The sequence below is a fragment of the Flavobacterium algicola genome (genome assembly GCF_022399565.1).
Taxonomy (GTDB): domain Bacteria; phylum Bacteroidota; class Bacteroidia; order Flavobacteriales; family Flavobacteriaceae; genus Flavobacterium; species Flavobacterium algicola.
Genome location: NZ_JAJTUT010000001.1, coordinates 1142765 through 1167728 on the forward strand (window position 1 = coordinate 1142765; position 24964 = coordinate 1167728).

The window sequence follows — 24964 nt, forward strand, 5'->3', positions numbered from 1 at the left end:
TATTTATTAAAAATTAACATTTAAACCTACGGTAAAACTTCTTACTACCGGACTAGCACCATTTTGTACTCCATAAGTGATCGGCCCTAAGTAAGCTTGAGTACTGTCTTCAGTATAAACACCTTCTGGATTTAAAGAAGTATAATTTTTAGCCCATAGATATAATAAATTCGTAGCTGCTCCATAAACTCTTACAGAACTTAAACCAATCTTGCTCACTAGATCTTTATTAAGTGTATATCCTATTGTTAAATTTCTCAATGCTACATAAGAAGCATCTTGCATAAAAGCATCTAGCGGATTATTAGCATCCAAAATAATATTTCCTGCATTCGGACCAACATCTGCAACACCATCACCATTAGTATCTACACTATTAATTACTCCACCTAGCTTTCCACTGGCTCCAAGACCACCAAATTGAGATTGATAGTAAATAGGATCAACATTCCATACTTTTGCTCCATGAGAACCTTGTAATTGAAAAGATACATCTAATTTTTTGTATTTAAAATTTTGAGACATACCCCAGTAAAAATCCGGAGTGTTTTTTCCCATTTTTACTAGATCTCCACCCTCTGCAACAGTTTTTGTTATATCAATTTTACCATCACCATTTTGATCTTTAACGTAGTAAGCAGAACTATTTACACCAATTGCTACAGTAGGATCTTTAATGTATTTATCTTCTACAACTCCAAGAGTTTGTATTCCCCACATTTCACCAATATTACCTCCTACATAATTTCTAAAAACTGGTGCTCTACCGCTAACTCCGTATCTCGTGTCAGCAATTTTTTCTAAACCACCCAAACTTTTAATTTCTGTATTTACAGTTGATAAATTCGTATTTATACTCCAAGAAAAATCATTACTGTTAATTATAGAAGCTGACAATTCAAACTCTAAACCAGAACTTCTTACGTTGCCAGAATTAAGGTTTAATGTAGATATACCTAAAACTTCAGATTTAGGTTGTTTAATTAAAATATCATTAATATCAGAAGTATAGTAATCTACACTCAATTTAATACGATTATTTAAAAACCCTGTATCAATACCAAAGTTTGTTTCTGTGTTGGTTTGCCAAGTCAAATCCTCATTTGCCACATTTGCAGGTATTAAATATCCTGTACCCAATGCAGTTGGTTTTACTGTCAATACACTTAAAGCATCATAAGCACCTAAAAATGATGTTGTTCCTAAAGAACCTCTACTAAATCTCAATTTTAATAAGTTCAACACTTCGTTCTCTTTAAAGAAAGCTTCTTTGTGTACATTCCAACCCAATGAAACTGCTGGAAAAGTAGCGTATTTTTGATTTGCACCAAAACGAGAGTCACCATCTCTTCTTACAGATACTGATAGCAAGTAACGATCATCATAAGCATAATTTACCCTTCCAAAAACACTTTTTCTTGCAATGTGTTGATCAGTATTTACAGTTGTGATATCAGCAGGTGCTAATAAGTTGTAATTGATGATATCTCCATAAGGAACATTTGTTCCGTTTAACGAAACACCTTTGAAAAAAGTATTTTGAAATTCAACTCCTGCTACTGCAGAGACATCATGTTTTCCAAATTCCTTTGCATAGTTCAAAGTAGTTTCACTTAATACAGAAGATTTTTTAAGGTAAGCATTATTTAAATTCGTTTGAGCTACACGAGCTTGTGAATCAGATTCTAAACCTCTCCAGTAATAATTTTGAGTGTCATTAAAATCTCCACCCAAAACGGTTTTAATATTTAATCCTTCAATAATACTATATTGCAAATACGTTGTTACGTTTGCAAAATATGTTTTTTCCCATCTATCTGTATTATCTAATTTACTTGCAGGTCCTGCATCACCCGTAGATCCAATACCATTTAAGGCTCTACCATAATGCCAATCTTGCGCTGCCATACCAGGTTGAAGCTCTGCAATTGTACTATAACCAAAAGTATTTCCACTACGGTTACCAGAGTTAAAGTTAGCTAATCCTAAAGCTACGGCTTGATTGTTTAAATCTTGTACAAACGCGATAGAAGCTGCTGTATGATATATAGGACTAATACTAGAAGCTCTCAACAAATCTCTCATATCCCACCCTAATGAACTTCTATCAGAAGTAAATCCATTAAAACTTAATCCAGTTTTGAATTTATCTCCCAGACTAGCATCAATATTCATACGTGCATTCAATTTTTCAAAATCTTGGTTAAGTGCTACACCTTCCGTATTTTGATATCCCAAAGATCCAAAAAACTTTACATCTTCAGTACCACCACTTACACTAAAATCATGACTAGAGCTTGCACCTGTGCGGAAAAGCCAATCTTCTACATTCACTACATCTGGTGCATTTTTGTAAGCATTAATTCTATAATTAGCTACATTCAATTGAGCAGGAGTCAATCTAGAAAGATCATAAGTACCATCTGCAATACCCGCCTCTAAATGAGCACCCCATTGATTAGCATCCATGTTTAAATTATCATTTGTGTATTTATTTGATAAACTTGTGTAAGCATTATAACTAAAACTAGTTTTTCCCGCCTTACCTTTCTTAGTAGTTATCAAAACAACTCCATTTGCCCCTCTAGAACCATAGATAGCAGATGATGCTGCATCCTTTAATACTTCTATACTTTCGATATCATTTGGATTTACAGTCGCTAAACTTCCTGAAATTGGAAATCCGTCAACAACAACTAATGGATCTGAATTACCTGAAATAGAAGAAGCTGCTCTAATTTGAATTTTTGGAGCTGCTCCAGGTTCTCCGCTTTGATTTTGAATTCTAACCCCAGATAATTTACCTCCTAAAGCCTCATCTACACGAGTAGCTTGAACAGCAGCAACATCATCACCACCAATTTTTGCAATAGAACCTGTTAAATGTGATTTCTTTCTTGTACCGTAACCTACTACTACTACTTCGTCAAGTTCACTACTATTTTCAACTAATGAAATCGTTAAAGACTTTTGAGCCGAAATAGTTACCGATTGTTTTTTATAACCGATATATGAGAATTCAAGTACATCTCCTTTTTTGACATCTATTTGAAATTTTCCATCAATGTCTGTCGATGATCCTTTTGTTGTGTTGGCAATATTAACATTGGCCCCTGGGATAGGCATCTTATCCCCATCTAAAATTGTACCGGATAATCGATATCCGCCTTGCGCAAACAATGATATATTGAATATCATCATTAACATTAAAAAAAGTTTAGTTTTTAAATTCATGGTTTGATTAGTTTGTGATTAAAGATTAAATAACAATTACATTAGAGTGTACATTCATTCATAAATACTTTTTATTGGTTAAAAATTAAATTGTAAGATTACCTCAAAAATATAAGCCAAATTGCCACACCAATCTGGTTTTCCAAATATATGTCTTATTTTATTGTTAAAAACAAAAAATTATGGAAATTTTTAAATAAAATGTTAAAAAACTTGGATTCACTAAATTTACCGATTTTACAAAAAAGACCTACAACGTAATAAAAGCATATAAAACAATGATCAGCAGTACCTTATATCTAATTAATAAAGTATATTAATACATTTTAACGACAAGTTCAATTTGTATTTGTTTCGTTTTAATTGAAAAATAAATGCAACTATAGTATTATGAAGATTAAAATTTAACATAAAAAAAATCCCAATATACATTTTCATGTATATTGGGATTTTTACTAAATTAAAACTTAGCTAAACTATTTCGAACAAAGATTATTTTCTGAAACCTTTTATAATTTCGATACATTCTCTAGTCAACGATTCGATTTTTGCAATGTCAAAATTACCATTAGCATCCGCTTTGATTAATTTTGAACCTAAACCTACGCAAGTAACTCCAGCATCAAACCATGATTTCAAATTTTCAGCTGTTGGAGAAACTCCGCCAGTTGGCATTATTGAAGTCCATGGTTGAGGACCTTTAATTCCGTTAACGAATTGTGGACCATATATATCCCCAGGAAACAACTTAACAATTTCGCAACCTAACTCTTCGGCTCTTGCGATTTCTGTAAGCGTACCACAACCAGGAGACCATAAAACTTTTCGTCTATTACATGCAATAGCAATATCTTCTCTCAATACTGGAGTAACAATAAAATTAGCTCCCAACTGCATGTATAATGAAGCTGCAGCTGCATCTGTTACCGACCCAACTCCCAAAATCATTCCAGGCAATTCGACAATAGCATATTTGTTTAAAGCTGCAAATATTTCGAAAGCAAAATCTCCTCTACTAGTAAATTCTAACAAACGAGCACCTCCATCGTAACATGCCTTTAATACTTTCTTACTTACTTCTACATCTTTATGATAAAACAAAGGAACAATTCCCGTTTCTTTCATAACCTGTGCTACTTCTATTCTTGTAAATTGAGCCATATTTTTTTATATATTTATCTTGAAACTTTTCCTGAGAAATCACCTGATAGTAATTTTTCAATTTCTGGTTTAGTTACTAAATTATAATCACCCGAGATAGTATGCTTTAAACAACAAGCTGCTACAGCAAAATTTAAAGCTCTTTGATTGTCTAATGGTTCTTCATTCAAACCATAAATTAAACCTCCCATAAATGCATCACCACTACCAACTCTATCAATAACAGGAGTAACTTCTTGCACTGCGGCGTTAAATATGTTTTTACCATCATATAAAACCCCACCAATACGTTGGTGTGACGCACTAACAGAATAACGCAATGTAGTCGCTACGTATTTCAATTTTGGACATAATTTAAAAATAGTATCATATAAAGAAGGTAAAATTTCACCTTTTGTATAATCTGGATCTACTTTATCAAGACCTAGCATAAAATAAGCTGTATCAATATCACCTAGAATAACGTGGCTATATTTCAACATTTCTGGCATTACATCTTTGGGTTGTTTACCATATGTCCAAAGTTTTGAACGGTAATTCAAATCTGTAGAAATAGTCAATCCCATTTCATCAGCAATTTGAATCGCTTCTAGACAAGCCTCGGTGGCACTTTCTGATAATGCTGGTGTAATTCCGCTCCAATGAAACCAAGTTGCATCTTTAAAAATTTCTCTCCAGTTTATTTCTCCTTTTTTCAAATCTGCCATAGAGCTATTTGCTCTATCGTAGATTACATTGCTGGCACGAGTACTAGTTCCTGTTTCTAGAAAATAGATACCTAAACGATCACCGCCAAATAAAACATTATCACATCCTACATTAAGTTTGCGCATTTCTTTTAAGGCACTAATTCCCAATTCATTATCAGGTATTTTAGTCACATAATCTGCAGTCATACCGTAATTGGCCAATGAAACTGCTACATTAAATTCACCCCCACCATAAGTAGCCTTGAATGATTCTGCTTGAGAGAATCTCAAATGTCTATCGGTCGATAAACGGAGTAAAATTTCACCAAAAGTGATTACTTTTTTCATCTTATTTATTTCCAAATTGATTAAAATTACAATTAACCGTAAAAACAAAAAGCAAAGTATCACTTTGCTTAGTATCTTAAATCAGTTCAAAAATAACCCTTTTTAACATTGTAAATTAATTTATTTTAGTAAAAACAAAAGGTTAATGAACAACTAAGTTATTTTCTATTACGAGATAATCTGCATTATTTATCAGCAAGCCACTAAGCGCAACACCTAACAAGCAATTTTATCCCTTATAAAATAGATTTGCTACAATATTCACATAAAGTCATCATTTTGTGAGATTTTATAGAATATTGAAGCAAAGCTATTATCAGACTTTAATATAAATATTATCGCCCTTTTAATCTTTTATTTTAATTATATTCCTAATGCTTGACCACCACCAATTTGGATAGTTTCTGCAGTAATGAAAGATGCGTCAGCACTTGCCAAGAAAGCAACTACACCAGCAACTTCTTCTGGCTCACCTAATCTTCCTAACAATACACTACTTTTCCAAGAAGCAAAAACTTCAGGTTTTGTAGCTTTAATTTGTGCGTGAAATGGAGTATCAATAGTTCCAGGAGAAACTGCATTAACTCTAATTCCGTATTCAGCTAAATCTTTAGCAAGGGCTCTAGTGATAGATTGTACTCCACCTTTAGAAACTGCATAGATTCCTGCACCTGGTCCTGCACCATTCCATGCTGCGTTTGAAGTGTAGTTGATTATAGATGCATTTGTACCTTTTTTCAAGAAAGGGATCGCTGCTCTTGAAGCATAAAATACAGAATCAAGATTCAAAGCCATAACGAATTTATATTCTTCGTTTGTCATTTCTTCAAAACGAGCTCTTACTCCAATTCCACCTGTATTGTTTACTAAAACATCGATTTTTCCATGTTTCTCTCCAATTTTAGCAATATTTGCAGCTACAGCATCACCATCTGTCATATCAAAACCATAGTATTCAGCAGTAATTCCTTCAGCAGCAAGTTCAGCCAATTTTTCAGCACCAGCTGCATCATCAATACCGTTTAAAACAACAGTATATCCATCTTTACCTAATCTTTTAGCTACTGCAAATCCTATACCTCCAGTTGCACCTGTAATGACTGCAACTTTACCTTCTACTTTACTCATCTTTATATTTAATTTAAATTATTAAAATCGTTATCAATTTTTTATTGTAGTTATGCTACTGGTTGTATTTTTTTTATCAAAAACATTATAGAACCAATAGTTAATGGTGCCAATACAGCTATGATAATAAAGGCCGGAGTATAAGAAACAGTTGTGATTTTAGGTATCAACCAGTTCATAACAATTACTGATACAGCTCCTACACTTCCTGCCAATCCTGCTAAAGTTCCAACTGATGGTCCTCTAAATAAATCACTAGATAGTGTTTGTAAGTTTCCGATAGCAAATTGAAATCCGAAAAGTACCAAGGCAACTATATAAATAAATGACATAGCGCTCTCACCATCTACAAAGAAAATTATGCCTAATAATCCCATCAAAATCAATGCACAACCGATACCAATTGTGATCTTTCTTGCCGCATCTACCGATCTTGTTTCGATTAATTTTCCACAGTACCATCCACCGACTAAACTTCCTGCCATTCCTCCTAAATAGGAAATCCAAATTGTAGAACCAATTTCGACAATACTAAAACCGTATGCAGAGTGCAAGTACAAAGGCATCCATCCTACAAACAACCACCAAATAGGCTCAATAAAGAAACTAGCAACTAATACTCCCCAAGCTTCTCTGTATTTTAAAATACTCATAACACTTAAGCCTTTTTCATTTACGACTTTCACGTTACCACCATCGGCATTACTACTATCAACAATTAGGTTTAATTCTTCTTCAGTAATCCAAGGATGTTTGTTTGGAGTTGATTTATTAATAAACAACCATGGAATAACCCATAGAACACCTATAGCTCCAATGATAATATAAGTAGATCTCCAACCATAATGGCCATATAAAAAAGCAATTAACACAGGAGCAATTACACTACCCAAAGATGCTCCGGCATTAAAAATACCTTGAGCAATCGCTCTTTGCTTTACCGGAAACCACTCTCCGTTACTTTTTACAGCTCCAGGCCAGTTCCCTGCTTCACCAAGACCCAATAGACCTCTAAAGAGTGTAAGTGAGAATAAACCTCTAGCAAAGGCATGGAAAATAGAAGCGACAGACCATAGAATAATAGATACTGTAAATCCTAAACGGGTTCCGATCATATCATATAACTTCCCAGACAAAAATTTACCTGCTGCATAAGTTATCATAAAGATGTTTAACATAATGGCATAATCGGCTTCGTCCATCCCTAGATCTTTTCCCATCTCAGGCCACATAATTCCAAATGCTGTTCTGTCGATGTAATTAATCACTGTGGCTAAGCAGATTAATGTAATAATCCACCATCTTAATCCTTTTACTTTCATAGTTTTAACTTATTGCTTTGACCTATTTTCGCTAAAAAAAAGCCAAAAATTACTTGAACCTACGTCTTTCAACTAGGGAGATTTATATTAATTTTCGATAAAGAGCCGACTCAAAACAAGCTCGTAATTTTTATGATATTTTATTTAAACAAAACTAAATTCACTTTTACGAACTATAACAGTATTCATACAAAGCTTTAAAGTGTTCTTTCATCTTCTGCTTTGCTAGTTGCGGATTCTGAGCTACAATAGCATCAAAAACTTCTGTATGTTCTTTTATTCTATCTTCAGCATCATTTTCTTTCTTTGCACACACGTGAAACTTCTCAAAATTGGTTAAAATCTCAGGAGTTATAATCAGCATCAGATTATTTATGGTGCTATTACCACTCGCTTTTGCAATGGCTAAGTGGAAAATTAAATCCTCTTGAACAGCATCTTCAGTTGTTACTACCTTTGCCGCATATGCATCTAAGGCTGCTTTAATACAAACGATATCCTCCTCTGTTCTCCTTGTAGCTGCCAAGCGAACTGTCTTCAATTCGATCAAAATTCTTGTTTCTACAAGTGATTTAAAATCAGAAGTTCCTAATCTTAATATGTCATCTATTATACCATTGATCGCTATCTTCCCAATATTGGCAACAAAAGTTCCACTTTGTGGAATCGATTTTAATATCCCGTAAAACTCTAATCTCTGAATAGCTTCACGAACACTACTTCTACTCACCTCAAATTTTTCAGAAAGCATTCGCTCTGATGGCAATTTATCTTCTGGCTCTAAATTCTTATAATTGATGTAATCTCTAATTTTTGCAATAATAGCATTTAGTGATTCTTTATTATTATCCTTCCTCGTTATTACTTCTAATTTCATACTATTTAAATTTTAAAAAAGCTCTGGTTAACCAGATTGGTTCGTAAAAATAAAAAAAAAAACGACATAACAACAAAAAAGAGACTTTTATTAAACGAATGTAAAAACGCTTAATGTGATGCTTTTAAGGAGTAAATTTTAACTTTTGCAAATGACTTAGGATCTTTTGATTGAAAATAATTTCCTGCTTTAAAATAATTTTCAAAAACACCCCACTTTTTAATATTTATATCATTATAAACAAAAGATTCTGAATCATTTAAAATCACTTCTAATCGACCATCAGAAACTTTCACTTCTATAGTAAATTTATTGAAATCGACCTTTTCTTTAAAGTCTCTACCTGCATCATCTTTCCATGCATCAGCCGGTAATAATTCTTCTTCGGTAGCATTAAGATTCTTTAATACTTTTGTTTTTACCCTGATTTTTCCTTTATCCCAGTAAATCTTTAAAATAGGAGCTGCATTGTTGTCTTTCTGACCAATTAGGTCACGTTGCGCATCAGATAAGCGTCCGTGTATTTGTGCTATAATTACGCGACTGTACTTACCATCACTCTCTTTTGATACAGATTCTATAGCATATTTTGCTTTAAAATTTCCACCTTGTGCAAATGTCCAGTTGGTATCTTTATCGCCTATATTTATTGTTTCTCTTAATTCTGATCTAGAAAAATGACTGTTAGCTGTTGAAGTTCCTGAGGGAAAAGCATAAAACACAATTGATTTATCTTTTTTATCCTCATACATGTACTTATTTGTAGCTTCGTTTGTGGCGAAGTCCAAAATTTCAGGGTAACTTAAATCAAGCGTTTTACCTGGTTTTACCGGATCTTCAGCTGGAGTTGTTACAGACCAATGAGACAAATCTATGTTTGCCACATTCTTTTTTTCTTTTACATCTTGACTGTAACCAATCGATGTCACTGCAAAAACGGTTAGAAGCGTACTTCTTGAAAATTGTAAATTCATATTAGGCAATAATTTGTTAATGACAACAGTTTAAGGTTTTACAAATCTTCTTAAAAATCAATGCTACACAAGCAATGTTAATTACTTTACCAATTTGGTAAACCAATTTGGAGAACCAAATATAGAAACAAATTTTAACTAAAAAAAACAATTTCATAATTATTTTATAAAATTATTGCAATTAGTTTCAAAATTACTTACAAATCATAATAAACAGATAATAAAACAATTACAAAAAAAAACTGCAAAACTTTCGATTGAAAGCTTTGCAGTTTTTGTAAATCTAATATGATTCTGTATTGGCCCTTCCTTAAAACATTTGTAATTAATTTATAATTACAAATGTTTGGATATTGTCACCATCGATTTTATAAACTTATTCAATTACAGCGTTATAATGTGCACCAGTCCAAGAATAGGTTTTCCCTTTTATTTCTACAGTATGTTTTGTTGTTACTGAATTATCTGATGTTGCTAATATAAAAAGGGTACTAATTCCTTCCTTATTTTTGATTGTCACTCCAACATACTTTTCATCTTCCAACACTAATTCCAAATTATCAATTGAGCTAGTAGCATTTAATGCAATCTCAGAAACAGGGCTATAACCTCCATGAGTTTCAATAACATTTACAAATGTTGCTTTCTTGGCGTTTTTCTTACGAATAATTATTCCAGCGTCTCTACGCAAATTAAAATTTGGATCGTTGGCACCTAAGCGAACTAATAATAAATCATCATTAGCTGCAGTTGCAGAAGTCATTGTATAAAAACTTCCTTCGTGAAACCAAGAGAATTTTGTATTACTAGAGGTAGCTTTACCAACTCCTTCTTTCCATAAATGCTCGTATCCGTATGCTTTACCTAGAGGCTCCAAAGTTTTTGGTGTTTCATACTTAAAGTTGGCAGTCATCATTTGTCCCAAATAATAGAAGGGTAAATCGTATTGATTTGCTGTCTTCGAATCAACTTGAAAGATATCTAATAACAATGGTTTTTGAAAACCTTCTGTTTCTAAAAGTACCATTGTTCGTTGCATCTTTGTTCCTGGATACGCATTGTCTTCTGTAGCACTAATAATCTGAACTTTAGGATCATTTACATCGTATAAGTATTTTTTTGATGAGTATAAATTTCCTTTTTCGAAATCTCCTTCAAAATGAGAAATTTCGTTTTGAATAATTGTATTATGCGCAACAGTTTGCTTTGCCCAAGTAGCATTTTCTTTTAAGTAATTCCCGCCTCCTTTTTGTTCGATATTTACAAAACGAGCTAGACCATAATCTTGTAAAATTTCTGAACTATTATTATAATAAGAAAATGATAGTTTGTCAAAATGACCGTGGCTAGAACCTTGAGCTGCATACTTCATTACCAAAGTCAGTTCGTCATCTTTAATTTTATTTCGAATAATAGCTATTCCTCCTTCTTTTCCATCAGAACCATCAGATAGGTCTATTGATTTCTTTATAAAAGGTTTTGTCAAATTATTTTTAATTCCTAGTGCAACGGCCATACCTGAATTATCTAATTCTACACGACCTTGCTTTTCGGCAATCGATAGTAATGAAGGATCTTTTCCGCCATATAAATAAGCGATATCAACTGCAGAGACAAGTTCTCTAGAATAATAAGACATTCCTTTTTGACCATCGTTAAGTGGGAAAAATTCACCTGATGAATTAGTCAAATTTAATAATGCATAAATTGACTTATTAAGAATACCGTTTTTATATTCGAATATTTTCAAATCTGGTTTTGTATTTTGCAAAGCCTCTGCAAATACCATGAAAGGATACATCGCATAACGTTGGTAATATGGCCCCTCATTATAATATCCATCTGGAGAAAAAGGCTCATCAACATTTGCTAAGAATCCCGTTTTTTGTCCTTCTTTCTTTATCAATCCACCATCATTATCCTTCATTCCTGGAGGCAAATTGTCTTCTTTCAAACCATTTAAAGCTCTGTCTAGCAATTCATCATCATCCATTACAAGCGCTATCATACCGACTGCTACATTTCCCCATGTACTGTGGTTGTGAACACGATTAAAAAACTGTGGAGAACCTATTGAAATAAAATCAGCATAAGGTTTAAATAAATCTTTCTCTATCAAAGCGCGGTCTTTTGCTCCTATAAAGTCGTACACACAATCGTATGCTTGACTCATATACACCAACCAATTGGAATCATTTAAGGCTTGCCAAAATAATTTTCCGCGCGCGTATGACCTCTCTTGAGGATGTAATGGCAGCGTAGGATACAGCTTTGTATATGCCATAAGCATATCCTTTACATAATTTGCGTATTTTTTATCACCAGTAATTTGAAATAAAACACCCGCTTTTTGAGTTATTAACCAGTTTTTTTTATGTCGCTCATGCGTATAGCCACCAGAAAAATCTTTAGGAATAGGAACTTCGATACCTAAAACAATTTCAGCATCAACTTCCTTTTTTACCACTGCAAGAGATTCGTCAAACAAGGGCACTTTACCCAATTTAGATTTGATTTCCTTAACTCCTTTTTGAGTTAAAACCAATCTAGGATGTCCTTGCGCAATGCTATTCTGAAACATTATTAAAAACAAACCTAAAGCCATTGCTTTTAACCATTTTTTTTTACTACAATTCATCATTAAGATTTTATTATTACATTCGAAATTGACTTCTTCTACTTTAAAAAAAATCAACAGTCAATTAAAATTCATTTGTATTAATTGAAATTAGCACTTATTGTACCATTGTTCCTAATTAAATAAATAATTAAAGTTTTTATTTTGACTTCAATTGAATTTGGTTTACCAATTTGGTTGTCCAAATATATCGTAATTTTTAGAATTTAAAAACTAAAATGAAAAAAAATAACCATTTAAATAATGAAAGTCACAGTAAAAAACAAAATTATCTCAATTTCAAACTTTACATATAACTAATTCAATTTGAAACTGTAAGCAATAAACCCTTCATGATTTTAGAATCAATATCCGTCAAATTAGAAATTAATAACATATCATTAGAAAAATATTCATTATCTAATAGCTAATAAGTTTCGAATCTTAAGCTAAAATACAGCTAAGTTTTTCCGTTTTATAGTATTCGAAATACAAATATATTATTAAGTAGAAAAAAGTTTATGCAACTGTAAATCCAATCTTATCATAGAATTAATTTATTTTGCTCGGTCGCACTGTAGATGACCATAATTATTATATTTGTGACATAAGAAAACAGAATGTCTGAAAAAAGATTAAAACGCAAGAAGCTTAAAAATAAATTGTTTACAAAAAACCGTCTGGTCATTTTGAACGAGGAATCATTTGAAGAAATATTCTCACTCAAACTAAACTTGATGAATGTATTTGTTGTTGCAACGCTTGGAGCCATTCTATTAATTTCTATTACAACATTTATTATCGCTTTTACTCCCTTGAGAGAATACATACCTGGCTATTCTTCCTCTCAATTAAAAAGTGATGCAACCAAATTAGCTCTAAAATCGGATTCCTTAACCAAAGCTTTGAAGAAAAACGAAGTCTATATTCAATCCATTCAGAAAGTGCTCAACGGGCAATTGGAATATGCCAAGTTTAATAAAGATTCGATTTTAAACAATGACGAAGAACCCGAACCACAGCTTGATCTTAATCCTTCAAAAGAAGAGCTAGAATTGAGAAAAAGCATTGCAGAGGAAGAAAAGAAAGCAGCTCAGTTGTCTAAAACGAAAGAGAAGTCCACAAAAAAATAAAAATAGCATGTTTATAAAATCATTAGCAGCCAAAATATTTGCCAAGAGAGTTTTCAAAAAAACACAGCTCTGGGCAAATGATCCTGTGATAACGCAACAAGCTGTTTTTCATTCGATAATAAAAACAGCTCAAAATACCCAGTTTGGAAAAGAACATAAATTTGCCGAAATAAAGAATTATCAAGATTTTGCTGCGCAAGTTCCCGTAAGAGACTATGAAGACCTTAAGCCCTATGTTGAGAAAGTGGTCAAGGGAGAGGAAAATATTCTATGGCCAGGCAAGCCACTTTATTTTGCTAAGACATCAGGCACAACTTCGGGAGCTAAATACATTCCGCTTACAAAAGATTCAATGCCCTATCATATTGAGGCAGCTCGTGATGCTATTTTACATTATATACACGAAACGGGTAATGCCGATTTTGTTTCTGGAAAAATGATTTTCTTGCAAGGGAGTCCGATAATGGAAACCAAGCACGGAATTCAGTTTGGACGGTTATCGGGCATAGTAGCTCATTTTGTGCCAAAGTACCTTCAAAAGAACCGCATGCCTTCGTGGGAAACTAATTGCATGGAAGATTGGGAAGCTAAAATTGACGCTATCGTTGACGAGACTTTTGACAAGAATATGACCGTAATTTCTGGAATTCCGTCATGGGTACAAATGTATTTTGAAAAATTACATCAAAGAGGGGGAAAACCCGTTGGCGAAATTTTCAAGAATTTTAATCTCTTCATTTACGGAGGAGTTAATTATGAACCGTACCGCGCCAAGTTTGAAAATCTAATCGGCCGAAAAGTACCTAGCATTGAACTTTTCCCCGCTTCTGAAGGCTTTTTTGCCTATCAAGATTCCCAAAAGGAAAAAGGGATGCTACTCTTACTCAATTCAGGAATGTTTTATGAATTTATAAAAAGTGATGAATTTTATAGCGACAATTCACGCCGTTACACTATTGGTGAAGTAGAATTGGAAACCAATTATGTTTTAATCATTTCTACAAATGCAGGTTTGTGGGGATATAATATTGGAGACACAATTCAATTTACAAGTTTAAAACCTTACCGCGTTATTGTATCTGGGCGTATAAAGCATTATATTTCTGCATTTGGAGAACATGTCATAGGTAAAGAAGTTGAATATGCTTTGCAAGAAGCCATGGAAGGTACAGACATACAAATAAATGAATTTACCGTGGCACCACAGATTAACCCTGCAAGTGGTTTACCCTATCATGAATGGTTTATAGAGTTTGAAAACGAACCTAAAGATCTTAAACTATTTTCTGAAGCTATAGATGCTGCTATGCGTAAACAAAATAGTTACTATGATGATTTGATAGTAGGGAACATTTTACAAAAAGTAGTTATTACCAAAGTGGTAAAAAATGGTTTTCAAGAATACATGAAATCTATAGGAAAATTGGGAGGACAAAATAAAGTGCCGAGATTGGCAAATGACCGAAAAATAACAAATTTATTACAGACACAGATATGAACGAAACTAAAAATCTAACTATAACTCGAGCACAAGAATCATCAGCTGCTATTGAGAAGATATACATTACCATGCGCCACTTATTTAACCGCGGTTTTTACAAACCAATGGGGATTTCTGGTGATAGTTTGCGAGAAGCATTACTTACTCTTAGACCAGAAATATATGGCCATATAGCAGATGAAAAGGTAGAATTAAAAGGTTTATTATATGTTATTGAGCGTTTACCAGTTGGTATAGAGGAATGTCGTTTTATTAATTTGACATCACACGAAGGATATGATAAATCACATTTCAAAGCTATTATACCTCCCAAAAGAAGGCGTAACTGCTACCGTATTGATGATGATTTAATGCATATCGAAATCACTAGAGGTCGTTCTGATATATACGATATACTTACTCACCTAACTTTTATTTTTATCGAATCTCACAAAATTCGATACCATGTACTACTAGATGAATCAGGAGAAATATCAAGAGACTGGCAGAAATTAGAATTTGCTGTTTCGCAGAAGAAGAAATTGAGTTTGATTGAAAGAGAGAAGGCAATATCTCATGCGGCCAATATTTTGGGTAGAACTTTTGAAGACATCTCTGATATATATGATGACTTTGGAACAATCGCAGCTCCAGACCGTTTTTTACATATTATTTACTGGTTAGGTAAACTTGCCATTGAAGAAATTACAGAAAACACTAAAAGAACCATCACTTTCAGCCCGATATTAAGGGAACGTCTTGGGCACCACATACATGGTGATATTTGGGCTACTCAAATTAAAGAGGTTTTAAAAGCTAACGATTTACTTGATAGGCCGATTCATGTCATTAGCGCAAATATGCATTCGGTTATGAATTCTATTTTTGCAAGTCCAGCATTACAATCTAAATTCAAAGGCATGAGTGATTTTGCCATTTATGAGGAACTAAGCAAACCAAACGGAAAAGATTTAAGAAGCAAAGTTGAAGATATTGCACTCAAAAACGGAATGATTTCGTTACCGGATACTTCTGGAACAAATATCGATGTTCAAATATTCGATACTGCCAAGATTAACTGGGCAGACACCTCTTTTTCGAATGTTAAACTCGGTGAGAAAAAGCCCGTTCTTATCGTTATGGACTATGCTTTTGGTGAACAAGCGTACGAAACGATTGACGAGTTATTAAAACCTTACAAAAAAGAGACTTTTTTACAGGTAGAATCTGTTTCTATTATGGGGAAAGCTGGAATTCTTGAAGGTGGTAAGGGAGACATCATGATTCCTAATGCTCACATAAATGAAGGTACGGCAGACAATTACTATTTTGAGAATGAATTGACTGCAGAAATGTTTGAAGGAAATAACATTGAAGTATTCTCAGGACCAATGGTGACTGTGCTTGGAACTTCATTGCAAAATAGAGATTTATTAAAGTTCTTCCACGATTCGACTTGGGGAGTTATAGGACTAGAAATGGAAGGCTCGTATTATCAAAAAGCAATACAATCGGCTTCAAAAATTAGAAAAAGTATCCCAATGGATGTAAAAGTGCGCTATGCATACTACGCATCAGATAATCCTTTGGAGACAGGAAGCACATTAGCATCCGGCGGGTTAGGTACTACAGGAGTAAAACCAACTTATTTGATTACAATCAAAATTTTGGAACAAATCTTTGTAGAATAACTTAATATTTAGCTTTTATTTGCAATTAAGTTAAAATTAGGATTCTACATATTTTAGTAAAATTAAAATATGTAGAATTAATAAAATTGGTTGCATCGGTATGAAACACAATGGAATAGGACGATATTCAAAATACATTAGACCAATAAGCATTCTAGTAGATTTGCTAATAATTGCTGTTTTAATTCAACTATTATTTAGTGAGCTTACAATACAAATAAGTAATTATACTTTTTATCTATTGGTTAGTTGGTCCATCGTAGCATTTATCGGAGATTTTTATAAGGTGTATCGCTTTACGACACAAGTTGAAATTTTTACAAAAATAGTTAAGCAACAGATAGTTTTTTTATTACTGGCAATTGTTTATTTCCCATTTACAGCCAATGCGCAGTTTAATGAGTTTGTGATTGTTGAATTTTTTGTACTTAGTACGCTATCCGTAGCATTGGCAAAATTTATTCTATTTTTTCTGTTAAGAGAATACCGCTTAGTAACGGGAAGTAATTACAGAAGCACTGTAATTATCGGATACAGTTCACAAGCCATACAATTAAAAAAATTGTTTGAGACTAAAGTTAATTACGGATATCATTTTTTAGGTTTCTTTTCGGATAAAAAATCCAATGATGAAATTCTCGGAAAATATGAAGATGTAGCATCATTTGTAATCAAACATAATGTTGATGAAGTATACTGCTCATTAAGTGATATTTCGAATGAAAAAATCAAAAACTTAGTCGAATTTATGTCTGAGAACAATCGGAATTTAAAATTTATTCCGGACACCAAGGATATATTTTCAAAAAATTTAAAAATGGATTACTACGAGCTTTTTCCTGTTTTATCACTCCCTAAAAGTGTTTTACATCAACCTGAAGTTCAGTTATTAAAACGTTGTTTTGATATTGTATTTTCACTTTTTGTCATTATTTTCATATTGTCTTGGGCAGTTCCATTGATTGGAATTTTAATAAAATTAGAATCGAAAGGTCCTGTCTTTTTTAAACAAGGAAGACCTGGTATTAATCAAGAAGAATTTAGTTGTTACAAATTTCGCTCCATGGTCTTAAATGCAGATACGGAACACGAAACGATCAAAAACGATCCTAGAATAACAAAGATCGGTCAATTCTTAAGAAAAACGAGCATTGATGAAATGCCTCAATTTTTTAATGTTTTAACGGGCGACATGGCAATTGTAGGTCCTAGACCTCAATTATGGGTACATAATAATGCCTATCGCGACAAAATCAAAAAATATTTCGTGCGACACAGTGTAAAACCAGGCATCACAGGATTAGCACAAATAAGTGGATACCGCGGTGAAATCAATAGTGAAATTGATATGGAGAACCGTATCAAGTATGATGTTTTTTATATTGAAAATTGGTCTCTGTTTTTAGATATCAAAATAATTTTCCAGACTGTAATCGATATTTTTGTTGGAGACGAAAAAGCATTTTAATATGAAAAATGCGTTAGTTTCTATCATAATTCCAACATTTAACTCTGCAGAGTTCATTGCCGATGCTATTGGATCAATACAAAAGCAAACGCATCAAGATTGGGAAATCATTATTATTGACGATGCTTCTACAGATCAAACAGTTTCTATCATTAAGGAAATATCTCAAACCGAATCAAGAATAAAAAATTATTCACTAGCTTTAAATTCAGGCACAGGGATTGCCAGGAATACAGCTTTGCAGTATGCCTCGGGCAGGTATATCGCTTTTTTGGACGCAGATGATTTATGGAAACCTCAAAAACTACAGCTCCAACTAGAATTTATGCAAACGAATAAAATTCCGTTTACATTCTCAGCTTACGACTGTATGAATGAAGAAGGAGAACTACTGAATTTGTGTATCGTTCCTCCTCAAAACTTATCCTATAGACAATTATTTTTCTGCAATTATGTCGGCAACCTAACCGGGATTTATGACACCTTTTTTTTTGGAAAAATAGCGATCGCACCAAATCGAAAACGTCAGGACTGGATGCACTGGTTAACGGTGCTTAAAAAAATAAAATCGGCAAGAGCTGTTCCCGAAAGTCTAGCTATTTACCGAATAAGAGCTAATTCTATTTCTGCATCAAAATTTGATTTAGTAAAGCATAACTTTGCTGTTTACAAGCAATTTCATGGCTTAAATTGGATAGTGGCATTAAGTTGTATGTCAATATTTTTATTTACTCAATTGGCGATAAAACCGTTCTACATCAAGAAAATCCCAACTCAGAAGTGAATTGTCTCAGCTTTCCTCTTGCTGTTCTTTGCAAAATGTCCTTTCTAATGAAATCAAATTTTAAATTAGGCTCCAAATACAGCTGTATAGCTTTTTCGATTTTTTCGATTTCGATACCATTTAATTCTCTTTCACTTACGTAATCAACTATAAAATAGTCCAACTCAATTTGCTTGATGATGAATTCTTTTACATTTCCGCTATCTTCAATTATGCTTTTGGTCACATAGTAAAAAACCAATCCACCCGATTTTTTGCCAGTAGGAAATTGCACTATATCATTTGTTCTACCTATCAGCTGCTTTAAAATTGGTTTTTCGGGAGTACTATTTTCGTCTATTGTACCAATATCCCCAATTTCATAGCGAATAAATGAATGTGCTTCATTAAATAGTGAAGTCACCACTACTCGACCCGTTTCTCCGTAAGGTAGAGCTGTACCCTTTTCATCTACAATTTCTACATAAAGTGTTTCAGTATTAATTTGCCATTGACCTTCAGCATTTTCAAATGCGATTAGATCAAGTTCAGATGCGCCATATTCATTAACAACCGCTATTCCAAATTGCCTTTCGAGTAGCATTCGATCCTTTTCGAATAACATTTCGGAAGTAACTACACAAACCTTCAAAGTCGGACAAACATTCTTTAAAACTATATTTTTTCTTTCTAAAAATTTTGCAAACAGAACAATTGCACTAGTATAGCCGTTGATATAATGAAATCTACTGTTTTCGAATTTCTTCAAAAAAGATTCCAGTTTTTTATCAGACAGATCAAAAACAGAAAATCGATAACGATTACTCAGTAAATCCTTAAACCGCTCTGTAATTCTCCCTCTAAAATCTTTAGGAATACCGTAAAACCGTGCTTGATAAGCGGTATCAAGATCGATATTGTGCCAACCAAAACGCATGTAATTTGATGCCCAGGTCAAAGCATGACTGTATTTATCTTTTGCAAACACAAACGGATTTCCGCTAGAACCAGAGGTTTTATTGATATAGCTGTTTTTTACTGTATATCCTTTAGACAGTCTGTTAGTCAACGGTTGTTGTAATTTACCTTTTGTTAAAATAGGTAGTGTATCCCAATCCTCAAATTCAGAAGAACCAACCAATTCAGAGTAAAATAGATTATTATCCAAATGATATTTGACAATAGCTTTTTTTTGACTTTCGATAAAAACTAATCTTTCACTTTCTGGCAAACTGATTATCTTTTGTAATGCAGTTTTTGCTTTACGTATTGGAAAGCCGCTAAGTTGTAGAGAAAGCTTAAATAGAGAAAACATAAAAGGTTTTTTATCAAAAATAATGTTTAACCAATAAGTAATTGTCATAACCTGGGTAATTTTCAAAATATTTCATTTTTGAGGTATACCATAGCATTATAATTTGTGAACCAAGGAAGGAAATTATTAATTATAAATTTAATTTTGCATTTAGTAATCATTATAATTGGTATTAGATTCAAAACCAATTATTTTTGCCATACCATTTTTAAGAATGAAAATAATTTACTAAAAAAATACAGATGAATATTTTACTACTAGGTTCTGGAGGAAGAGAGCATGCTTTTGCTTGGAAAATGATTCAAAGTCCACTATGTGATACACTTTTTGTAGCTCCAGGAAATGCAGGAACAGCTTCTATAGCAACAAATGTAGCAATTAGCCCAACTGATTTTGAAGCTGTTAAAGCTTTGGTCTTGGAGGAGAAAATTGAGATGGTTGTTGTAGGTCCAGAAGATCCTTTGGTAAAAGGTATTTTTGATTTCTTTAAAAATGATAAAGATTTAAATACAATCCCAGTTATAGGGCCATCAAAACTTGGTGCAACATTAGAAGGTAGTAAAGAGTTTGCCAAAGAATTTATGGTAAAGCACAATATACCAACAGCTGCTTATGACAGTTTTACTGCAGAAACAGTGGAACAAGGTTGTATCTTTCTAGCAACATTAAACCCTCCCTTTGTATTGAAAGCAGATGGTTTGGCCGCTGGAAAAGGGGTGTTAATAATTCACGACTTGGTAAAAGCTCAAGAAGAATTAAAGAATATGCTTGTTGGCCAAAAATTTGGTGCAGCCAGTTCAAAAGTTGTTATTGAAGAATTTTTGGATGGAATTGAATTGAGTTGTTTTGTACTTACCGATGGTAAAAATTACAAAATATTACCAACTGCCAAAGATTACAAACGTATTGGTGAAGGAGACACTGGATTAAATACCGGCGGAATGGGAGCAGTTTCTCCTGTATCGTATGTAGATGCCGTGTTAATGGAGAAAATTGAAACGCGTATTGTAAAACCAACTATCGAAGGTTTTCAAAAAGACGGTATTGAATATAAAGGTTTTGTTTTCATTGGTTTAATCAATGTTAATAATGAACCAATTGTGATTGAATACAATGTGAGAATGGGTGATCCAGAAACCGAGGTGGTAATACCTAGATTAAAAACAGATTTAGTATCTCTATTTCTTTCAGTTGCTAATGAAAAACTTGATGAAATCACGCTAGAGATAGATGAAAGAAGTGCTACGACGGTAATGCTTGTTTCTGGAGGATATCCTGAAAACTTTGAGAAAAACAAAACAATTACTGGATTAGAAAACATTACTGATTCTATTGTTTTTCACGCAGGTACCAAATTAGACGGAGACACCGTTGTAACAAATGGAGGACGCGTAATGGCGATAACTTCCTATGGCGATAATTTTCAAGAAGCATTAAAGAAGTCTTATGCGAGCGTAGATAAGATTCAATTTGAGAAAAAGAATTTCAGAAGAGACATTGGGAATGATTTGTTGTAAAAAATAAATATTCTCTATTAACCCCGATAGCAGCGGCATCCTTTGTTTTTTTTTACTTAAAAAAACAAAGATATAGCGTATAGCGGGACAAAACATCTGAGGTGCATAATTGTCATGCTTCATTAAAAATGATTCATGATATTTGGATTAAATTGGGACTTCAGTCTCTATCTTTGCCAAAAATAATTTGGAAATGGAATTACATATATAATAATTCCTTATTCATAAATCTTAATTGCAAAATGTCAAGAGACACACAACTTAAAGAACGCTGGGAGCAGCTCGTTACTATATTATCAGATCAATTTTCGCAAGGAGAAGACTTAGATCTGGATGCCATCATTTACTTAATAGGTGTTCAAGAATTAGGGAAATTACATCGCGAATTCAAAAAAGACGAAAAGTTAAATTTAATGCATATTGCGATATGCCGTTTACTAGAGCCTTACGGATATTATGAATTTGACTTCTTTGATGACGAAGGGTGGCCACATTTTATTGTAAAAGAGGAATTACCAACGTTGAAAGCAGGCGAGCAATCGGTTTTAATGAAAGAAGCAATTGTCAATTATTTTTTAGAGAAAGAATTGATTGCATAAACATTAAACTGCCGTCCCGACTGCCTACTTAATAAATAAAAAATGCCTAAATTTGCACACTCAATTATTGAATGGAAATGATAGATAAGATAAAAGAATATATTGGTGAAGCAGCTGCTTTTACAACTCAAAATGCAGCAGAACTAGAAGTGTTTCGCATTAAATTTATTGGAAGTAAAGGGATTTTAAAAGATCTTTTTGCAGAATTTAAAAATGTACCCAATGACCAAAAAAAGGAATTCGGACAAGTAATAAACTTACTGAAAACCACTGCGGAAGAAAAAGTAAAAACCATCCAAGAATCTCTTGAGAACAAAGAAGAAGCCAAAGGTATTTATGGTGATTTGACACGTTCTGCAGAACCTGTAATAATAGGTTCTCGTCACCCGATATCTATTGTAAAAAATCAAATCATTGATATCTTTTCTACCATAGGATTTAATGTTTCTGAAGGTCCAGAAATCGAAGATGATTGGCATAATTTTACTGCATTAAACTTGCCTGAATATCATCCGGCTCGTGATATGCAGGATACCTTTTTTATTCAAACAAATCCTGATATTTTATTACGTACACATACATCATCTGTGCAAGTACGTTATATGGAAGAAAACAAACCACCGATAAGAACTATTTCTCCAGGACGAGTTTTTAGAAATGAAGCTATATCGGCTCGTTCACATTGTATTTTTCACCAAGTTGAAGGTTTATACATTGACAAAGATGTTTCATTTGCCGACTTAAAACAGACACTTTTATATTTTACAAAAGAGATGTTTGGGAAATCAAAAATTCGTTTACGACCTTCTTATTTTCCTTTTACAGAACCAAGTGCCGAAATTGATATTTACTGGGGATTAAAAACAGAAACTGATTATCGAATTACCAAAGGAACAGGTTGGCTAGAAATTGGTGGATGCGGAATGGTTGACCCTAATGTTCTTAAAAACTGTGGCATCAATCCTGATGAATACAATGGTTTTGCATTTGGAATGGGCGTGGAACGTATCGCAATGTTACTGTATCAAATTGGAGACATTCGAATGTTTTATGAAAACGACGTACGTTTCTTGGAGCAGTTCAAAGCTAATATTTAATATTTTCGAATAATTACCTAGTACAATATGAAAGCAGACATAACGATTCCGGAAGTAGAAAATGTATTCATAGCTGCTGTTCAAGAGTGGAGTGACGACTTTTTGGCCAAGGTCTGGAATATTTATCTAGTTAACGATAGTGATTTTGACATTGACAATGTTATGGTTGTGTCTAAGGCGTATGGAATGATTGATGATGAAATGAAAAAAACGTCACTTTTGCGACATGCATTTCCTCAAATCCCAGCAGTTTCTGTTATTAAAGTAGAAATGGTACAAGACAGTGTCCTTACACTTACTAACGAATTTATGGTTTCGTATTTTATAGGCAACAAACTATACGACAAAAAATTTATTTTTGAAGCGAACTTCATTAATGAGAAAAATGTAGAGGAAGTTCCTATTTTATTCATTGATGGTGTAATAATTAGATAAGTTGAAATTTACATATATAAGAAAGGCTGTTTTGAAATATTCAAAGCAGCCTTTCTTACTTAAAATGTAATGCTTATATGGATCGAATGAAATTTAATCGCGATCGGCTTTTCTAACTAAATTTATTAAATTACCTTTCAATAAATAACCCAGATAACAAATTACAAATGGTTCTAAAACTAAAATTTACTTAAGATGAAATTAAAAGTAATTGCTTTTGACGCAGATGACACTTTATTTATAAATGAAACCTACTTTGCCGAGACTGAAGAGAAATTTTGCCACCTGATGAGTGACTATCTTTCAACTCAAGGTATTTCGCAAGAACTATTTAGAATTCAGATTTCAAATTTAGAACGATATGGTTATGGCATTAAGGGATACATTCTTTCGATGATCGAAACTGCAATGGATATCTCCAACAACACTATCCCTGTAGAAGTAGTTCAAAAAATAATCACTTTTGGTAAAGAGCTTATTGACAAGCCGATCGTATTATTGGATGGTGTTGAAGAAACATTAAAATCTTTACATGGAGATTATAAATTGGTAGTTGCGACAAAAGGCGACTTGCTAGATCAACGTAGAAAATTACACAATTCTGGTCTAGGAAAATATTTTCATCATATAGAAGTGATGTCAGACAAGCAACAAGTTGATTATTTGGATCTATTAAAACGATTAGAAATTCAACCCGAAGAGTTTTTAATGATCGGAAATTCTTTAAAATCAGATATTTTACCTGTGCTCGAGATTGGCGGAACTGCGATACATATCCCTTTCCATACTACTTGGGCTCATGAGCGAATAAATCACAAAGTTGAACACCAAAACTTCAAAAGTGTCGAAAAGATAGCAGAAACGCTGCAAATAATAAAGTAAAAAAGGATTTTTAAAAGATTAAATCTTACAAATTAAGCTGTTTTAACAGTGGAAAATTGTTAAAATTTACAAATTGGCCTAATTACATATTACGCATAAATTTAAGTTATATATTACAATAACAATAATAAAAGTAGTTAAAATTTATCTGATTTATAATTATATCTCGAATAACCATTAAAATTAAATCAATCAATACCACCTGAAGGTATGATTTGAAACACAATAAGGTGA

At 33.0% G+C, this 24964-nt stretch carries 19 protein-coding genes; 10 read left to right on the forward strand and 9 right to left on the reverse strand.

Annotated features, from left to right (window positions below; translation table 11 throughout):
- Nucleotides 1-6 precede the first annotated feature (6 nt).
- From LXH21_RS04865 to LXH21_RS04900, 8 genes are all read right to left on the reverse strand, one after another.
- Complete coding sequence (locus tag LXH21_RS04865; protein WP_239863116.1) at nucleotides 7-3201, reverse strand: SusC/RagA family TonB-linked outer membrane protein; 3195 nt, start codon at nucleotides 3199-3201, stop codon at nucleotides 7-9.
- 525 nt (nucleotides 3202-3726) lie between these two features.
- Nucleotides 3727-4395, reverse strand: coding sequence for a bifunctional 4-hydroxy-2-oxoglutarate aldolase/2-dehydro-3-deoxy-phosphogluconate aldolase (locus tag LXH21_RS04870; RefSeq protein WP_239863117.1), 669 nt, complete (start codon nucleotides 4393-4395; stop codon nucleotides 3727-3729).
- A gap of 14 nt (nucleotides 4396-4409) precedes the next feature.
- Nucleotides 4410-5432: a sugar kinase gene (locus tag LXH21_RS04875; RefSeq protein WP_239863118.1), complete on the reverse strand. Its 1023-nt coding sequence runs from the start codon at nucleotides 5430-5432 to the stop codon at nucleotides 4410-4412.
- 363 nt (nucleotides 5433-5795) lie between these two features.
- A complete protein-coding gene (locus tag LXH21_RS04880) occupies nucleotides 5796-6560 on the reverse strand; it encodes an SDR family NAD(P)-dependent oxidoreductase (RefSeq protein WP_239863119.1) in 765 nt (254 codons plus the stop codon).
- 50 nt (nucleotides 6561-6610) lie between these two features.
- Entirely contained in the window at nucleotides 6611-7882 is a 1272-nt protein-coding gene (locus LXH21_RS04885; RefSeq protein ID WP_239863120.1) for an MFS transporter, read from the reverse strand.
- A 166-nt stretch (nucleotides 7883-8048) separates the two neighbouring features.
- Nucleotides 8049-8759: a FadR/GntR family transcriptional regulator gene (locus LXH21_RS04890; RefSeq protein ID WP_239863121.1), complete on the reverse strand. Its 711-nt coding sequence runs from the start codon at nucleotides 8757-8759 to the stop codon at nucleotides 8049-8051.
- A gap of 110 nt (nucleotides 8760-8869) precedes the next feature.
- The gene (locus tag LXH21_RS04895; protein WP_239863122.1) at nucleotides 8870-9733 is read right to left on the reverse strand and encodes a polysaccharide lyase family 7 protein; all 864 of its coding nucleotides are present in this window, start codon (nucleotides 9731-9733) and stop codon (nucleotides 8870-8872) included.
- Between the two features lie 376 nt (nucleotides 9734-10109).
- Nucleotides 10110-12374 (reverse strand): heparinase II/III domain-containing protein, encoded by a 2265-nt coding sequence (locus LXH21_RS04900; protein ID WP_239863123.1) that lies wholly within the window; start codon nucleotides 12372-12374, stop codon nucleotides 10110-10112.
- A 596-nt stretch (nucleotides 12375-12970) separates the two neighbouring features.
- On the opposite strand from LXH21_RS04900, the gene LXH21_RS04905 reads away from it, so the two are divergent.
- From LXH21_RS04905 to LXH21_RS04925, 5 genes are all read left to right on the forward strand, one after another.
- Nucleotides 12971-13483, forward strand: a complete 513-nt coding sequence (locus tag LXH21_RS04905) for a peptidase (RefSeq protein ID WP_239863124.1) — start codon at nucleotides 12971-12973, stop codon at nucleotides 13481-13483.
- Between the two features lie 7 nt (nucleotides 13484-13490).
- Nucleotides 13491-14981, forward strand: coding sequence for a GH3 family domain-containing protein (locus LXH21_RS04910; protein WP_239863125.1), 1491 nt, complete (start codon nucleotides 13491-13493; stop codon nucleotides 14979-14981).
- Nucleotides 14978-16654 (forward strand): DUF6909 family protein, encoded by a 1677-nt coding sequence (locus tag LXH21_RS04915; protein WP_239863126.1) that lies wholly within the window; start codon nucleotides 14978-14980, stop codon nucleotides 16652-16654. Before LXH21_RS04910 ends, LXH21_RS04915 begins: the two co-directional genes overlap by 4 nt.
- Nucleotides 16655-16754: 100 nt before the next feature.
- Nucleotides 16755-18122, forward strand: coding sequence for an undecaprenyl-phosphate glucose phosphotransferase (locus tag LXH21_RS04920; protein WP_239863127.1), 1368 nt, complete (start codon nucleotides 16755-16757; stop codon nucleotides 18120-18122).
- Between the two features lies 1 nt (nucleotide 18123).
- Nucleotides 18124-18906, forward strand: a complete 783-nt coding sequence (locus tag LXH21_RS04925; RefSeq protein WP_239863128.1) for a glycosyltransferase family 2 protein — start codon at nucleotides 18124-18126, stop codon at nucleotides 18904-18906.
- On the opposite strand, the gene LXH21_RS04930 is transcribed toward LXH21_RS04925, so the two are convergent.
- Nucleotides 18881-20200, reverse strand: coding sequence for a phenylacetate--CoA ligase family protein (locus LXH21_RS04930; protein ID WP_239863689.1), 1320 nt, complete (start codon nucleotides 20198-20200; stop codon nucleotides 18881-18883). The genes LXH21_RS04925 and LXH21_RS04930 overlap by 26 nt on opposite strands.
- A 242-nt stretch (nucleotides 20201-20442) precedes the next feature.
- On the opposite strand from LXH21_RS04930, the gene purD reads away from it, so the two are divergent.
- From purD to LXH21_RS04955, 5 genes are all read left to right on the forward strand, one after another.
- Nucleotides 20443-21717, forward strand: coding sequence for a phosphoribosylamine--glycine ligase (gene purD / locus LXH21_RS04935; protein WP_239863129.1), 1275 nt, complete (start codon nucleotides 20443-20445; stop codon nucleotides 21715-21717).
- A 242-nt stretch (nucleotides 21718-21959) separates the two neighbouring features.
- Complete coding sequence (locus LXH21_RS04940; RefSeq protein ID WP_239863130.1) at nucleotides 21960-22316, forward strand: hypothetical protein; 357 nt, start codon at nucleotides 21960-21962, stop codon at nucleotides 22314-22316.
- 77 nt (nucleotides 22317-22393) lie between these two features.
- On the forward strand, nucleotides 22394-23413 hold the full coding sequence (pheS, locus tag LXH21_RS04945) for a phenylalanine--tRNA ligase subunit alpha (protein ID WP_239863131.1): 1020 nt from the start codon (nucleotides 22394-22396) through the stop codon (nucleotides 23411-23413).
- 27 nt (nucleotides 23414-23440) lie between these two features.
- Entirely contained in the window at nucleotides 23441-23848 is a 408-nt protein-coding gene (locus LXH21_RS04950) for a hypothetical protein (protein WP_239863132.1), read from the forward strand.
- Between the two features lie 195 nt (nucleotides 23849-24043).
- A complete protein-coding gene (locus LXH21_RS04955) occupies nucleotides 24044-24730 on the forward strand; it encodes an HAD family hydrolase (RefSeq protein ID WP_239863133.1) in 687 nt (228 codons plus the stop codon).
- Nucleotides 24731-24964: the final 234 nt, after the last annotated feature.

Bases quoted from the DNA above. Each gene is read 5' to 3' on its own strand.
- LXH21_RS04865 (WP_239863116.1), bottom strand. From the start codon at position 3,201: ATGATGATATTCAATATATCATTGTTTGCGCAAGGCGGATATCGATTA.
- LXH21_RS04870 (WP_239863117.1), bottom strand. From the start codon at position 4,395: ATGGCTCAATTTACAAGAATAGAAGTAGCACAGGTTATGAAAGAAACG.
- LXH21_RS04875 (WP_239863118.1), bottom strand. From the start codon at position 5,432: ATGAAAAAAGTAATCACTTTTGGTGAAATTTTACTCCGTTTATCGACC.
- LXH21_RS04880 (WP_239863119.1), bottom strand. From the start codon at position 6,560: ATGAGTAAAGTAGAAGGTAAAGTTGCAGTCATTACAGGTGCAACTGGA.
- LXH21_RS04885 (WP_239863120.1), bottom strand. From the start codon at position 7,882: ATGAAAGTAAAAGGATTAAGATGGTGGATTATTACATTAATCTGCTTA.
- LXH21_RS04890 (WP_239863121.1), bottom strand. From the start codon at position 8,759: ATGAAATTAGAAGTAATAACGAGGAAGGATAATAATAAAGAATCACTA.
- LXH21_RS04895 (WP_239863122.1), bottom strand. From the start codon at position 9,733: ATGAATTTACAATTTTCAAGAAGTACGCTTCTAACCGTTTTTGCAGTG.
- LXH21_RS04900 (WP_239863123.1), bottom strand. From the start codon at position 12,374: ATGATGAATTGTAGTAAAAAAAAATGGTTAAAAGCAATGGCTTTAGGT.
- LXH21_RS04905 (WP_239863124.1), top strand. From the start codon at position 12,971: ATGTCTGAAAAAAGATTAAAACGCAAGAAGCTTAAAAATAAATTGTTT.
- LXH21_RS04910 (WP_239863125.1), top strand. From the start codon at position 13,491: ATGTTTATAAAATCATTAGCAGCCAAAATATTTGCCAAGAGAGTTTTC.
- LXH21_RS04915 (WP_239863126.1), top strand. From the start codon at position 14,978: ATGAACGAAACTAAAAATCTAACTATAACTCGAGCACAAGAATCATCA.
- LXH21_RS04920 (WP_239863127.1), top strand. From the start codon at position 16,755: ATGAAACACAATGGAATAGGACGATATTCAAAATACATTAGACCAATA.
- LXH21_RS04925 (WP_239863128.1), top strand. From the start codon at position 18,124: ATGAAAAATGCGTTAGTTTCTATCATAATTCCAACATTTAACTCTGCA.
- LXH21_RS04930 (WP_239863689.1), bottom strand. From the start codon at position 20,200: ATGTTTTCTCTATTTAAGCTTTCTCTACAACTTAGCGGCTTTCCAATA.
- purD (WP_239863129.1), top strand. From the start codon at position 20,443: ATGAATATTTTACTACTAGGTTCTGGAGGAAGAGAGCATGCTTTTGCT.
- LXH21_RS04940 (WP_239863130.1), top strand. From the start codon at position 21,960: ATGTCAAGAGACACACAACTTAAAGAACGCTGGGAGCAGCTCGTTACT.
- pheS (WP_239863131.1), top strand. From the start codon at position 22,394: ATGATAGATAAGATAAAAGAATATATTGGTGAAGCAGCTGCTTTTACA.
- LXH21_RS04950 (WP_239863132.1), top strand. From the start codon at position 23,441: ATGAAAGCAGACATAACGATTCCGGAAGTAGAAAATGTATTCATAGCT.
- LXH21_RS04955 (WP_239863133.1), top strand. From the start codon at position 24,044: ATGAAATTAAAAGTAATTGCTTTTGACGCAGATGACACTTTATTTATA.